The organism is Bacillus clarus (genome assembly GCF_000746925.1).
Lineage (GTDB): Bacteria > Bacillota > Bacilli > Bacillales > Bacillaceae_G > Bacillus_A > Bacillus_A clarus.
In genome coordinates this window covers 4,860,408-4,874,301 of sequence record NZ_JMQC01000008.1, presented here as the reverse complement: position 1 = coordinate 4,874,301, position 13,894 = coordinate 4,860,408, and the positions used below count along the sequence as shown (strand labels likewise).

Genomic DNA, 13,894 nt, shown 5'->3' with positions numbered 1-13,894 from the left:
GCATGAAAGAAACACAGTGGATTGATATTTCACAACCGTTAAATAATGACATTGCGACATGGCCAGGAGATACACCATTCTCGTACGAAGTTTCATGGTCAAAAGAAGACAGTGGTTCAGTAAATGTCGGAAAGTTAACGATGAGTATTCATACAGGTACTCATATTGATGCACCTTTTCATTTCGATAATGATGGTAAAAAAGTGTTAGATTTAGATATAAACGTATATGTAGGTGCAGCGCGAGTTATCGATGTTTCAGGCTTAGAGAGTATCGGTAAAAAGGAATTAGAAAGATTTAACTTAGAAGGTGTAGAACGATTATTATTACGTACGTCTTCACATGGAAAAGCACAAGAGTTTCCAGAAGAAATTCCATATTTACGTGCTGATATTGCACCGTTTCTTTCAGTTAAGGGTATTCGTTTAATTGGGGTAGATGTACCTTCTGTTGATCCATTAGATGATAAAGAACTAGCAGCACATCAGCAATTATGTAAACATGGGATTCACATTTTAGAAAATGTCGTACTAGATCACGTAGCAGACGGCGATTACGAACTAATCGCATTACCACTTGCATTAACAGATGCAGATGGAAGTCCAGTTCGCGCAGTAATTAGACCATTATAAATAGAGGGGCATAGAAGGGTTGTTTGGCTAATATGAAAGAAAACGAAAAAGTAATCATGGAAAAAGGGATCCACACGGATTTTAAGGGAAATATGACGTATGGGGAGTACTTACAGTTAGATAGCTTATTGTCTAGTCAAAAAAGATTATCAGATCATCATGATGAGATGTTATTTATCGTTATTCACCAAGCGAGTGAGCTGTGGATGAAGCTCATTTTACATGAACTTAATGCAGCAATTGAATCTATGAAAAATGATAAATTAGCACCGGCATTTAAAATGTTAGCACGTGTATCAAAAATTCAGTCGCAAATTATTCAATCTTGGGATATTCTAGCAACATTAACGCCATCAGAATATATTGAGTTTCGTGATTCACTTGGTCAGGCATCAGGGTTTCAATCGTATCAATATCGAATGATTGAATATGCACTTGGCTATAAAACACCTCATGCGTTAAAGATTTATGAAAAGGATCCAGAACTACATGCTCGTCTTCATAAAGCATTTCATGCGCCAAGTTTGTATGATGTTGCGATACAAGCGCTTGTTAAAGAAGGATTTCCAATTCATAAGGATGTGTTGAATCGTGATATTACACAACCTTATGAAGAGGATGCGACTGTAGAAGCGGCTTGGTTAGAAGTATATGCAGATGTGAAAAAATATTGGGATTTATATCAACTTGCGGAGAAGTTAATTGATATTGAAGATTGGCTACAACAATGGCGTTTCCGTCATATGAAAACGGTAGAAAGAATTATCGGTCATAAAATGGGAACGGGTGGTTCTTCTGGTGTATCTTATTTAAAACGAGTGCTCGACCAGCGCTTCTTCCCAGAGCTTTGGAATGTTCGGACGAAATTATAAGAATAAAACCTGTCAGCTATTAAAGCTGCCAGGTTTTATTTTTAAGATTTAAAAACATACAATAAAAGAATGTGTTTTAATAGAGGAAAAGAGATAAAATGACGTAAACAACAAATACTATACAAGCAGATAATCATTAAGATGGAGGAAGATTTCTTGAATTTCGAGCAATTAGAAAATAAATTTGAAAAGAAAAAGGTTAATACATTTCTCGTATATCAAAGAGGGGAATTAACGACTGCGTATTATAAAACAACTGAATGCGCAAATAATCTTTATAAAATTAATTCCATTACGAAAAGTATTGTATCAATATTAATTGGTATAGCAATTGATAAAGGGTATATAAATGATATACATACATCAATCACAACATGGATTCCGAATGTACCAGAGGAAAAGAAGGGATTAACTCTATATCATTTGTTAACGATGACAACGGGAGAAGATTGGAAAGAATTCGGGAATGGGGTCGTTTTTCCAAACGATTTTGTAGAATCCGATGATTGGGTAACATACATTTTGCAGAAGCCCATAATAGAAGAGATGGGTACAAAAATGAATTATAACTCAGGTTCTTCACATTTACTAAGTTATATTATACAAGTAGCAACAGGAATATCGGCTGAACAATTTGCGGAAAAGTATTTATTTGAGCCGCTACACATTACAGAATATGAATGGAAACAAGATCCACAAGGGATATATGTCGGTGGATTTGGCATGAAAATGAAGAGTACAGACTTATTAAAATTGGGACAATTATGTTTGCAAAATGGATTTTGGAATGGAAAGAAAATTGTTTCGCAAAAATGGCTGGAGGATTCAAGTAAAGCTCGTTTTGAAACGTATGATCATGTTGGAGCATACGGTTATCATTGGTGGGTAGTAAATAACGAAAGATTTCACATACCGTATTATATATATTTTGCTATGGGATACGGAGGACAGTACATTATTATCATTCCAAAGTTAGAACTCGTAGCTGTCATAAGTAGTCACATGCCGAAGCGTGGGCTCGTACCATTAAAATTATTTATAGAGCATGTACAAGTGAACTCCAATAATATATAAGAAGAGGAGCTGATATATGTGAAAAATGCTAAAATGATAGCAATATACAGGCTGTTTTTAAGCCTTTTAGCGTTTAGTGCAATCATTACGCAATTCATTACAAGGGCACAAGTGAAACCTTTCAATCCGATTAACTTTTTTAGCTTCTTCACAATTGAAAGTAATATTTTAGTGGCGGTAATCCTACTCTTAAGTAGTTTTGGAACAGCGGCATTTGGTCGTTCTGAGCAATTTGGAGTGTTGCGGGGTGCTGCGACAGTATACATACTAACGACGGGGTTAATTTATTTTTTATTATTAAGAGGACTAGAAGAAACACTTCAAACACCTATACCGTGGGTGAATACAGTTCTTCATTACATCATGCCAATTGCAATGATATTAGATTGGGTTATAAATCCACCTACGAAAAAAATCACATGGAAACAAGCCACAAGTTGGCTTGTTTTCCCGTTTTTATATGTTATTTATAGCTTAGTACGCGGTCCTTTCGTTCATTGGTATCCATATCCGTTTCTTGATCCGAGAATAGGCGGTTATGGAAGGGTGTTTTTATATAGTATTGGAATAGCGGTTGTAATTGGTTTTATTTGTGTAGTAGTAAAAATGTTAGGCAATCGCTTTTTCAAAATGAAACAGAATTCTTCTTTTTAAAAGGGGAATTCTGTTTTTGTAATTAAGAAGGAATGGTAAAAGAAGTGGAAAAGTTAGAGGGAACAAGGGGGATAGTATGCATGGATAAGATTCAAATAATAAATGTAGTAGCAAAGTTTTTAGAGTTCTATGAAAAGCTTTTAAAAAAGATTTAGATGAAGAAGAACGTTGGGATTTTTGGGAAAAGCATTATAATTTTTCGGCTATTCCCCTAGGAGAGGCTTATCCGCATTTATATAAGTCTTTATCGGAATACGCCATGAAATTTACTTTTGGAGCAGGGACTACAAATCATGATAGGGAAGCTTATTTTGCTGGATGGGAAATTGTTCGGATTTTATTGGATAAAGGGAATGCTTTTAGTGAAATTGCAAGTATACAAGAAAATGAGATACCATCATACCTTGAATATGTATATAAAGAAACCTCCGTCTGTACTTAAAGACGGAGGTTTCTTTGTTCTATCGACTTGTTTTCTGAAAATTAATCTTTAAAAACTTTTCCGTTTTTGTATCAAACTCCACATCAACAAAAACACCATATTCTTTTCCATCTTCACGAAGCCATAGTTTAAATTTCTCAACTGTTACGTGTATGGTCTTTGGTTTTCTACCTATATGAAGATAATCAATAATTTGTGCTTTCGGATATTGTTCTTTCGTTTTTTCAACAGCAAGCTTTCCCCATTTTGCATAAGGTGGCTGTGCGTGAACAATAGAGGAATCATTATATAAATTTGAGTATGTTGTTAATAAAAGAATTGCTAATACTATACGTGTAAAAAATCGCTTCATAATAAACTCCTTTTGCGCTTTTTTATATTGTCTACATATACCTTCAAACATATAAGTTGGGATTTTTTTGTCTTTTTTACATAAAAGCGTTGTATTTACAAAACATAATCATGAATTCATTACTGTAACTAAGGAGGGTAATATATGCGTCACAGAGGTATTGTAAAGATAGCGATTTTACTTGTATTTATTAGTTTATCTTTAATAGTAAGTAGCGGCCAAACAAGAAATGTACAAGCGTTCTCTAATCAAGTTATTCAAAGAGGCGCATCTGGAGAAGATGTTATTGAATTGCAGTCTCGTCTGAAGTATAACGGATTTTATGCGGGAAAAGTGGATGGTGTGTTCGGATGGGGTACATATTGGGCACTTCGCAACTTCCAGGAAAAGTTTGGATTACCTGTTGATGGCTTAGCTGGTGCTAAAACGAAGCAAATGCTTGTAAAGGCGACAAAGTATGATAAGTCAACTGCGAATAAAGGAACTACAAGTAATAAAGGTGATAGCGGTGGCCAAAGTAACAAGCCAGCACAAAACAAAGGAACGAATGTTCCAAATGGTTATTCTCAAAATGATATTCAGCTGATGGCGAATGCAGTATATGGTGAGTCGCGAGGTGAACCATATTTAGGACAAGTTGCAGTAGCGGCGGTTATTTTAAACCGTGTAACAAGTGCATCATTCCCAAACACAGTTTCAGGTGTGATTTTTGAGCCGAGAGCGTTCACTGCAGTAGCAGATGGACAAATATATTTAACACCAAATGAAACAGCAAAAAAAGCAGTATTAGATGCGATTAATGGATGGGATCCAACAGGAAATGCACTATATTATTTCAATCCAGATACAGCAACGAGTAAATGGATTTGGAGTCGCCCACAAATTAAAAAAATTGGGAAACACATTTTCTGTAAATAGAGCGGAGGTGGAAACATGTTACGAGGTATTATTATTGTATTATTAACAATCGGTGTTGTCGGAACTGGATATTGGGGCTATAAGGAGCATCAAGAAAAAAATGCAGTGCTTATTCGAGCAGAAAATAGCTATCAACGTGCATTTCATGATTTAGCGTATGAGGTTGATTTATTACACGATAAAATCGGAACAACGCTGGCGATGAATTCGCGAGCATCTTTATCACCTGCATTAGCAGATGTGTGGCGTTTAACATCAGAGGCTCGTTCTGATGTAGGACAATTACCTTTAACATTAATGCCATTTAATAAAACGGAAGAATTTCTTGCGAATATTGGTGATTTTAGTTATCGTGCAGCTATTCGTGATTTAGAGAAAGAGCCATTAAATGATCAAGAATATAAAACGTTACAAACTTTATATTCTAACGCAGAAAATATTCAAGATGAACTGCGCAAAGTACAGCACCTTGTATTGAAAAATAATTTACGCTGGATGGATGTGGAACTGGCACTTGCATCAAACCGAGATCCTGCAGATAACACAATTATTGACGGTTTAAAAACAGTTGAAAAAAATGTGACATCATACTCATCTACGAACTTTGGCCCGACTTTTACAAGTGCGCAAAAAAATAAAAAGGGTGGATTTGAAGCAGAAGGTAAGGCAATTTCAGAAGATGAGGCTGCGAAGATTGCGAAATCATTTTTGAATTTAAAAGGAAATGAAAAAGTAAATGTTGAGAAAAGTGGAAAAGGCGCAAAAGAATCGTTCTATAGTGTGAAGATTCAAGACCCAACAACAAACAATGAGTATCATATGGATATTACCCAAAAAGGTGGATATCCAATTTGGGTAATGAATAACCGAGAAATTAAAGAACAAAAAATTAGCTTAAATGATGCAGGAAGCAAAGGACTAACCTTTTTAAAAGACCATAAGTTTAAAAATATGGAGCTATATGATAGTTCACAATATGATAATATCGGTGTATTTACGTACGTTGTGAATGAAAATGGAGTGCGTATATATCCGGAAGCAATTCAAATGAAAATTGCGTTAGATGATGGATCTATCGTTGGTTTCTCTGCAAAAGAATATTTAGCTTCCCATCAGAAGCGTACAATTCCAAATGCGAAATTGACTGCTGCTGATGCAAGAAAGAAAATTAATTCTGATGTAAAAGTTATGGAAGAGAGAAAAGCAGTTGTTGTAAATGACTTGCATAATGAAGTGCTTTGTTATGAGTTTGTTGGTACTTTAGGGAAAGATACGTACCAAATTTTTATAAACGCAAATAGTGGAGCAGAAGAAAAAGTGAAAAAGATGCAAGCTGTTGAAAAAATTTATGATTAAACATCAATGATAAAGTGGTGAACATAATGAAAATTCTTATATATATGTTGATGCTTTGCTTTGCTATTACCGGATGTAGCATTGGGAAAAAAGACAATGTCAATGAAAAACCAGAGCAAAAAAATGTTTCGATGAAAAATGTGAATTACACAAATAAAACAAATCAACCGAATGAGAAAGCAGCAGATCATTTAGCATCTTTAGCTGCGAGTGTTCCAGGCGTGAATGATGCAACAGCAGTAGTAGTTGGGAAATATGCGGTTGTAGGAATTGATGTGAAAGCAAAACTTGATCGAACTCGTGTAGAATCTATTAAATATTCTGTTGCTGAAAGCTTAAAAAATGATCCAAACGGTGCCAATGCAGTAGTTGTAGCAGATGTTGATACGTATGAGCGATTAAAACAAATGGGTAAGCAAATTAAAAAAGGTAAATCTGGTGAAGGTATCCTTGATGAATTAGCAGCGATTGTTGGTCGTGTTATGCCACAAGTACCAAATGATCTGATTGAAAATAAAGAGACGAATCCAATTAAAGATAATGACAAGCAATTACCGAAAGAAGAAGAAAATGAATTGAAAAAAGAACAAGAAAATCAGTCCAATAATCATTTGCAAAGATAGGGAAAATCCCGTGCTGTAACGCACGGGATTTTTCTTTTGTGTAAAATATTTAATATTCAGTTTATTGAGGAGGGAATTTATGGTTTAATAATAATAGGAGGGATAGTTGTTATTATGAAAAATAAAAGCGCATTCATATTATGTAGTCTTTGTATAAGTTTCAGTATGACAGCGTGTGATCAAAAGAAAGAAATAAAGAAGCAAACCGCTACTTCTTCCACTATAACAGAAAACAAAAAACACGAAACAATGGATGGAAATCTTTTCTCACAAATTAATGAGGGAATGACTTATAAAGAAGTAAAAGAATTAATCGGTTTTGAAGGGAATTTACTTATAGAAGAGGGGGAGAAAAATTCAACACAATATAAACAAACTTTCGCTTGGAGAGGAAATGCCCCGAAATCATTTGTGGAAATCACCTTTTTAGATGGAAAAGTTCGTTCTAAAACACAACAAGGCTTAAGTTAGTACGAGAAGGAATGGGGAGTTAAAAGTGAATTTACATGCAGGAAAGATACAATTAGTTCCTTATAAGGAACAACATAAAGAGATAATAGAAGCGTTTACTTTACCTAGTGAACAAGTTCAGTTTACATCGAAACCGAGTGAATTACTTGAAAGAGCAAAAAATGATCGGACGAGAAATGTAGTGGTTATTTTAGATGAGAAAGCGATACCTGTTGGGGTTTTTGCCTTACAAACTGGTGAAAGAATTGAGGAGTTTACAAAAAATGTAGATGCATTACTTTTAGTTTCTTTTTCCGTAAATTATGATAAACAAGGAAAAGGATATGCAAAAAATGCGTTAGCACTACTTGAAGAATTCGTAACATCTTATTTTCCAGCAAAAAGCGAAGTTGTACTCGCTGTAAATGAGAGGAACATTCCGGCGCAGAAGTTATATGAAAAAGCAGGATTCCAAGATAGAGGTCATAGAAGAATGGGACCAATTGGAAGACAATTGATTTTACATTTGCCGATACAAAAATAACAAACGTGCAAAGCTTACTCTTGAAAAAATCATGCAGTGAGCTTTTTAATTTGTTACGATATAAAATGTAATATTGATTTTTACAAATGTAAATAAAACGAGAAACGAATATAAAAAGTTGTATTATTAGATGTTTAATCAAACTTTTTTATAAAAACTCTAACTATACAAAATTAACCCCATCTATTTTGATTGAGCTTTATTCAAAACAGATGGGTTTTTTCTATTATAAAATCAATATTTATAGTGGCCTAATGATTAAAATTTACTCTAATCCTACAATTTTAAATGTTTTGTTTATAATTTTTACAATAAATTTACTTTAAATTTACAAAATAAAAGAAATTATATTAAAAAAATTACAATTTTAATTACCTTCAATACAATGTATGTGTTGCTTCATTTCCCCTTAAATAAACGTGATTTTCTCATATTATAAAAGTTAATAATTTCGGTGAAAAATATTGTAACTATAGTTAAATTAATGTAAATGTTTTGTTAAGATTCTTGAATTGAAGTTACTTAATTATGTTTTTTGATATAATTAAGTAACGCTAAGTCTTTTTTTTTAGAATTTTATAGTTATGTAAATGATATTAAGTACGATAGTAGTAAGAAAGAAGGGATGAACTTGAAAGAAGAATCTTTATTAAAAATAAGTTTTGAAATTATGAAAGCTAAAAGTATTATGTTTTTTACTATAACGTCTGCAAGCTTTTTTTAGGAGCTATTTATTTTTTTAACAAGAAATTCCCTGATCATAAATATTCAGAGTGGGTGGGATTTCTAAAATATATTTCTTAAATAGGAAAGAAAAGTAAGTAATAGGTATTAAATTGAAAGTAAGAAATTTGGGTATATTTAAAAATAAAAAACTTTACCGAGGAGGAAATGATATGAATATTAGAGAAAGTGAATTGCCGGGTATTGGATATAAGTTTCAAATCATTACAAAAGGTAATGAAAAAATGGTGATTGTGATTCATGATGATGGACGTAGAGAAATGTATCATTTTGATTCAAATCATGAGGAAAGTATTTCTAATATTTCTCTGCGTGACTCAGAAGCAAGACAAATTGCAGCAATATTAGGTGGAATGGTATATAAACCTCGAGCATTAGAAAATATTGAAATGGTGTTTGAAGGATTAGCGATTGAATGGTTTAAAGTAGAGAACGAAGCTTTGGCAATTGGAAAAACAATTGGTGATCTGGAAATAAGAAAACTATACAATGTGACTATACTCGCTATTATGAAAAGGAATATGAAAAAACAATTTAATCCAGGACCAGATTCTGTAATTGATGAAGGAGATATGTTAGTAGTCTCTGGTGAAAGAGAAGAAATTAAAAAAATTATAAATGAATTACTTTCAAATAAGGGGACTGACTAGATGGATACTTTAATTTTTGAAGTTGGTACAGCTTTAATTTTAGTAGCGATTGCTGCAGTGATTGCTGGAAAGTTTAAATTCTCAGTAATTCCTTTTCTGATTATCCTTGGAATGTTAGTAGGGCCACATGCTCCGGTAATAGGTGTTATCGATCTCAGATTTATAGAGAGTGAAAGTGTAATCTCCTTCCTTGGAAGAATTGGTGTTCTTTTCCTTCTTTTCTACCTAGGATTAGAATTTTCAATGAAAAAATTAATTAAATCAGGACGTTCTATTGCTATTGGTGGAACTATCTATATTTTGATTAACTTTTCATTGGGATTATTATATGGATTTTTGATGGGATTTCCTTTACTAGAAATTTTAATTATAGCAGGTATTATCACCATTTCTTCTAGTGCAATTGTTGCTAAAGTATTAGTTGATTTAAGAAGAACTGGGAACAATGAAACAGAATTAATTTTAGGAATTATTATGTTTGAAGATATATTCCTTGCGGTATATTTATCAGTAGTTTCTGGTTTAGTCCTTGGGAATCATGCTTCATTCTTAGGTGCTCTTACTTCAATTGGTATAGCTTTAGGATATATGCTTCTATTCTTTATTGTAGCTAGAAAGGCTACTCCGTTATTAAATAAATTGTTGAATATTAGTTCAGATGAAATCTTTATTATTGTAGTATTTGCTTCGTTATTTTTTATAGCAGGTTTTTCGGAAACAATTCATGTTGCGGAAGCAATCGGAGCACTTCTTTTAGGTTTAGTTTTCTCTGAAACAGAACATAGTGATCGAATCGAACATCTTGTTGTTCCGTTTAGAGACTTTTTTGGAGCAATTTTCTTCTTTAGTTTCGGTTTAAGTATAGATCCGTTTTCATTAGGTGGAGCAATATGGTTAACTTTAGGAGCTGTGATACTGACGATAATTGGAAATTTTGTAGCGGGGATGATTGCAGGAAGACAAGTTGGATTATCTCATAAAGCATCTACAAATATTGGGTTAACAATCGTTTCAAGGGGAGAATTCTCCATTATCATGGCTAATATAGGTATAGCAGGTGGTTTAATGTCGGTATTGAAGCCATTCTCAGCATTATATGTGCTTATATTATCTATTTTAGGTCCGCTTCTGACCAAAGAGTCAAAAAACATATATAAGTTTATGAATAAGTTATTTAAATGGGATACAAAGACTACTTAAATTAAAAATAAAAGCACAAGTTATGAATTTCTTGTGCTTTTATTTTTAGAAGTTATTAAAACAGTAAAGAGAGAGGTATAGGATGTTAGGAGGGTTAATTCATTCAATTTTAGTTTTTTTTTAGAAGGACTTGGCTATTGGGGAATTATGCTTGGGGTAACGTTGGAAGTTATTCCAAGCGAAATCGTATTATCTTATGCAGGATATTTAGTATCAAATGGAAGTATTACATTTTTGGATGCCGTTGTATTTGGTAAGATTGGTGGTGTAATTGCACAATTATTTATTTATTGGATCGATCGATATGGAGGAAGGCCCGTTCTTGAACGTTATGGAAAGTATAGTTTGATTCAAAAGAAACATATCGATTATGCTGAAACTTGGTTTAATCGTTATGGAACAGGTGTTATTTTTACAGCGCGTTTTATTCCTGTAGTACGTCATGCTATTTCAATTCCTGCAGGTATTGTTAAAATGTCACATATTAAATTTATTACACTTACTACGCTTGCTGTTATTCCGTGGTCAATTGTATTTGTATATTTAGGATTTAAATTGGGTGAAGAGTGGGGAAGTATTAATAAAGTAGCTTGCCCTTATGTTAAATATTTCGCTATTGGTGCCATTGGATGTGGGATTTGTTACTTTGTGTTTAAAAAAATAATGAAACGAAAAAACAAATAGTAATTTATCATTTGAATAATATTATTAAAAAAAACAAAATATAAAGTTTTTTTTGTGGCATGATTACATAATTTCTTTCTGATTGTAGATTCTTGCATTTATAATTAGGGAGATACATTATAATTTTGTTTTTTTGTACATAAATCATTATCAGCAAGGAATCTAAAATGGAATAAATTCCTTGCTTTTGTGAGAAATATGAAAGTGCAACTTAATAAAAATATGTAGTAAAGGAATTAAAATTTGCTGCTAAATATGTATGTAACCGAGTTAAAAGGAGGCGTACCAAAATGACAATTTATATTGCGTTGCTAAGGGGAATTAATGTAGGTGGGCATAAGGTAATCAAAATGGCTGAATTGAAAAAGACTTTTGAGTCAATCGGATTAAAAAAGGTGAAAACGTATATTCAAAGTGGGAATGTAGTGTTTGAATCTAAAGAAGAAAAAGATTTCTTACAGGAACGAATTGAACATGAAATTAAGACTGTTTTTGGTTTCGATGTTCCCGTTATGTTAAGAATGGATGATGAATTAATAAAAACTATTAAAAGGTGTCCCTATAGGGCTGGTTCATTGTCAGAGGGAGAAAGTGTACATGTAGCTTTTTTAGCTAACGAACTTTCTAAAGAAGAAAGTAAACAGTTACTTAGTTTTAAAAGCGAAATAGAAGAGTGCCAGATTGAAGGGAAAGAGGTGTATTTATTTTTTAAGGAAAGTATTCGAAATTCGAAACTAATAAATCAGTTTCAAAAGTTACATACTCCAGCAACAGTAAGAAACTGGCGGACTGTAAATAAACTAAAAACGATGACAGAAGTAATTCAATCTTAAATAAAAAAGCATTGTTTTCTATACTTAGAAAACAATGCTTTTTTATTGATATCGTTTTGAAACAATCAATTCCACAAGCGGAATGATAAGAAAAGATGCGCAAAGTGCAATAAAGAGAGGTAGGTTATTCACTTGGTCCAATGTATAATCCATATAGAAACCTTCTGACCATATTAATAAAATAAACATGACACACATTAACACAAAATAACCGATTTTAAAACTTTTATATGTAATTTGTTGTCCCATCTCATCTTGACTTTCTTCGGATACACCGTTTGGGTCTCCCCATGTAATATGGTTGATTAAGTAACTTAGTATTAAAGCACTTGTAAAAATTGTTCCACCTAACATAGTTCCTTCGGTCATATATTTATATACACCGTGCGCAAGTACTCCAATTAAAGATAAAACAATAACGATGAAAATAAATTTTTTATGATTCATTATGCGATTTCACCTCCAAGTTTGTAAAACTTATTTTACAATTATAGTATAAATTTGTAAAAGTATAGTGTCAAATACTTTTTACATAAAGAATTGAGTTTTTACAAGTACACCAATTTATTTTTCCTTTGCGACACTAAGAAAAATGATAAAAGAAGAAAAAAGATTGTATCTGGCTTGAATGTAAAAGTTTAAGCTCGCATATATTTGGAAAGGATGTCAGATTAATTTAGGGGGTAGTTATGTCTATACTTTTAAAAGCTGGTGCAGATGCTGGAAATAATGGTTTGAAATTAATGGTGAGAGGGCAAAACCCTATTTTTATTCCAAGTATTTATTCGCTATATATTGGAGAACCGACAGGTTTATTAGATGAAGTGGATGTTCCGTTAGATAAATTGGAAAATCATATTGATGTGACCATTAGCTCTCCGTCGCTAATGTTAAATAATGTACGGTACATTGTTGGAGAGAAAGTGATTCAAGATCAGCTGAAAGGTACAGAAGTAGAGAAGAGATCGAACAAATCTACCGATGAACTAATGGTTCTTACAATTTTATCAGGTTTAGCAATTAGTGCTATGCGCCAAAGTCCAACTTCCAATCATATTAATATTCGTTATGATTTATCAGTTGCACTTCCGATGCAGCTTATTACGCAAGAAATAGCTGCTGAAAACGCTAAACGTTACATGGGGAATCATAAGGTTGTTTTCCATTATCCCAATGGCCGAGATGTAACGATAAATGTTTCTATTGAATTTTGTAAGTGCCTACCTGAAGGTGCATCCGGTACGTGGGGCATTGTATATGATGAAGAAGGAAATGTTGTTAAACATAAAATTGAGTGCGAGAAAAATACAATTTCTGAAATTGACTTTGTAGATAAAACATTATTATCTTTTGATATCGGAGCTGGAACAACAGAAGAAGTTGTTTCGTTAGGCGTAAATTTCAGACCACAATTAAGTAAAGGATTATCTTATGGGGTAAAAGAAACATTATTGCAAATTATTACGAGATGGAATCGAAAATACCCAACGAAAACGATAGATAGCATTACAGAATTTAATCAAATTTATTTACATGAAAACCATCCGCGAAATGCTCAATTGGTAGAAGAATCACAACCGGCGCTTTTAGGTTTAGCTGCACGAGTTGCGACAGATATTATCAATAAAATAGATGATATGAAAGACGACCCATATGTATTTATTTACGGGGGCGGAGCAGTTATTATAAAGAATAGTTTACAACTTATTTTAAAACAAAAAGGCCGATTGAAAAATGTAATATTTGTGGATAATCCGCTGTTTACAAATGCGCGTGGATTATTAGTGTATACTTGTTCTCCGAAATATAGAGAGCATAAACAGAAAGAACTAGGGTTTACGAATTTAACGATAAGTTAGTTGGTGT

At 32.9% G+C, this 13,894-nt stretch carries 15 protein-coding genes and 1 pseudogene; 14 read left to right on the top strand and 2 right to left on the bottom strand.

What is annotated here, in order from left to right:
- Positions 1-2: 2 nt before the first annotated feature.
- From kynB to DJ93_RS25835, 4 genes are all read left to right on the top strand, one after another.
- Positions 3-632: an arylformamidase gene (kynB, locus tag DJ93_RS25850; protein WP_042983903.1), complete on the top strand. Its 630-nt coding sequence runs from the start codon at positions 3-5 to the stop codon at positions 630-632.
- Positions 633-664: 32 nt separating this feature from the next.
- On the top strand, positions 665-1,504 hold the full coding sequence (gene kynA, locus DJ93_RS25845; protein WP_042984394.1) for a tryptophan 2,3-dioxygenase: 840 nt from the start codon (positions 665-667) through the stop codon (positions 1,502-1,504).
- Between the two features lie 156 nt (positions 1,505-1,660).
- Entirely contained in the window at positions 1,661-2,578 is a 918-nt protein-coding gene (locus DJ93_RS25840; protein ID WP_042983902.1) for a serine hydrolase domain-containing protein, read from the top strand.
- An 18-nt stretch (positions 2,579-2,596) separates the two neighbouring features.
- Entirely contained in the window at positions 2,597-3,232 is a 636-nt protein-coding gene (locus DJ93_RS25835; RefSeq protein WP_042983901.1) for a Pr6Pr family membrane protein, read from the top strand.
- 461 nt (positions 3,233-3,693) lie between these two features.
- On the opposite strand, the gene DJ93_RS25825 is transcribed toward DJ93_RS25835, so the two are convergent.
- The gene (locus tag DJ93_RS25825; RefSeq protein ID WP_042983899.1) at positions 3,694-4,026 is read right to left on the bottom strand and encodes a DUF3889 domain-containing protein; all 333 of its coding nucleotides are present in this window, start codon (positions 4,024-4,026) and stop codon (positions 3,694-3,696) included.
- 144 nt (positions 4,027-4,170) lie between these two features.
- Between DJ93_RS25825 and sleB the strand changes: the two genes are divergently transcribed.
- The 9 genes and pseudogenes from sleB to DJ93_RS25780 all read left to right on the top strand — a co-directional run bounded on the left by sleB (position 4,171) and on the right by DJ93_RS25780 (position 12,028).
- A complete protein-coding gene (gene sleB, locus DJ93_RS25820; RefSeq protein ID WP_042983898.1) occupies positions 4,171-4,944 on the top strand; it encodes a spore cortex-lytic enzyme in 774 nt (257 codons plus the stop codon).
- Positions 4,945-4,959: 15 nt separating this feature from the next.
- The gene (ypeB, locus tag DJ93_RS25815) at positions 4,960-6,300 is read left to right on the top strand and encodes a germination protein YpeB (RefSeq protein ID WP_042983897.1); all 1,341 of its coding nucleotides are present in this window, start codon (positions 4,960-4,962) and stop codon (positions 6,298-6,300) included.
- 26 nt (positions 6,301-6,326) lie between these two features.
- Positions 6,327-6,923, top strand: coding sequence for a YhcN/YlaJ family sporulation lipoprotein (locus tag DJ93_RS25810; protein WP_042983896.1), 597 nt, complete (start codon positions 6,327-6,329; stop codon positions 6,921-6,923).
- Positions 6,924-7,037: 114 nt separating this feature from the next.
- Entirely contained in the window at positions 7,038-7,394 is a 357-nt protein-coding gene (locus DJ93_RS25805) for a hypothetical protein (RefSeq protein ID WP_042983895.1), read from the top strand.
- A 25-nt stretch (positions 7,395-7,419) separates the two neighbouring features.
- Complete coding sequence (locus tag DJ93_RS25800) at positions 7,420-7,917, top strand: GNAT family N-acetyltransferase (RefSeq protein WP_042983894.1); 498 nt, start codon at positions 7,420-7,422, stop codon at positions 7,915-7,917.
- Positions 7,918-8,813: 896 nt separating this feature from the next.
- Complete coding sequence (locus DJ93_RS25795) at positions 8,814-9,311, top strand: cation:proton antiporter regulatory subunit (RefSeq protein ID WP_042983893.1); 498 nt, start codon at positions 8,814-8,816, stop codon at positions 9,309-9,311.
- Entirely contained in the window at positions 9,312-10,511 is a 1,200-nt protein-coding gene (locus DJ93_RS25790; protein ID WP_042983892.1) for a cation:proton antiporter, read from the top strand. It begins immediately after the preceding gene.
- A gap of 82 nt (positions 10,512-10,593) precedes the next feature.
- Positions 10,594-11,195, top strand: a pseudogene (gene uptA / locus DJ93_RS25785) (undecaprenyl phosphate transporter UptA).
- A gap of 290 nt (positions 11,196-11,485) precedes the next feature.
- On the top strand, positions 11,486-12,028 hold the full coding sequence (locus tag DJ93_RS25780) for a DUF1697 domain-containing protein (RefSeq protein ID WP_042983891.1): 543 nt from the start codon (positions 11,486-11,488) through the stop codon (positions 12,026-12,028).
- A 42-nt stretch (positions 12,029-12,070) separates the two neighbouring features.
- Here the strand turns inward: DJ93_RS25780 and DJ93_RS25775 are convergent, their stop codons facing one another.
- A complete protein-coding gene (locus tag DJ93_RS25775) occupies positions 12,071-12,475 on the bottom strand; it encodes a hypothetical protein (protein ID WP_042983890.1) in 405 nt (134 codons plus the stop codon).
- 242 nt (positions 12,476-12,717) lie between these two features.
- On the opposite strand from DJ93_RS25775, the gene DJ93_RS25770 reads away from it, so the two are divergent.
- Positions 12,718-13,887, top strand: a complete 1,170-nt coding sequence (locus DJ93_RS25770; protein ID WP_042983889.1) for a ParM/StbA family protein — start codon at positions 12,718-12,720, stop codon at positions 13,885-13,887.
- Positions 13,888-13,894: the final 7 nt, after the last annotated feature.

Coding starts and splice junctions, on each gene's coding strand:
- DJ93_RS25825 (WP_042983899.1), bottom strand. CDS start 4,026: ATGAAGCGATTTTTTACACGTATAGTATTAGCAATTCTTTTATTAACA.
- sleB (WP_042983898.1), top strand. CDS start 4,171: ATGCGTCACAGAGGTATTGTAAAGATAGCGATTTTACTTGTATTTATT.
- ypeB (WP_042983897.1), top strand. CDS start 4,960: ATGTTACGAGGTATTATTATTGTATTATTAACAATCGGTGTTGTCGGA.
- DJ93_RS25770 (WP_042983889.1), top strand. CDS start 12,718: ATGTCTATACTTTTAAAAGCTGGTGCAGATGCTGGAAATAATGGTTTG.
- DJ93_RS25790 (WP_042983892.1), top strand. CDS start 9,312: ATGGATACTTTAATTTTTGAAGTTGGTACAGCTTTAATTTTAGTAGCG.
- DJ93_RS25810 (WP_042983896.1), top strand. CDS start 6,327: ATGAAAATTCTTATATATATGTTGATGCTTTGCTTTGCTATTACCGGA.
- kynA (WP_042984394.1), top strand. CDS start 665: ATGAAAGAAAACGAAAAAGTAATCATGGAAAAAGGGATCCACACGGAT.
- DJ93_RS25780 (WP_042983891.1), top strand. CDS start 11,486: ATGACAATTTATATTGCGTTGCTAAGGGGAATTAATGTAGGTGGGCAT.
- DJ93_RS25795 (WP_042983893.1), top strand. CDS start 8,814: ATGAATATTAGAGAAAGTGAATTGCCGGGTATTGGATATAAGTTTCAA.
- DJ93_RS25775 (WP_042983890.1), bottom strand. CDS start 12,475: ATGAATCATAAAAAATTTATTTTCATCGTTATTGTTTTATCTTTAATT.
- kynB (WP_042983903.1), top strand. CDS start 3: ATGAAAGAAACACAGTGGATTGATATTTCACAACCGTTAAATAATGAC.
- DJ93_RS25805 (WP_042983895.1), top strand. CDS start 7,038: ATGAAAAATAAAAGCGCATTCATATTATGTAGTCTTTGTATAAGTTTC.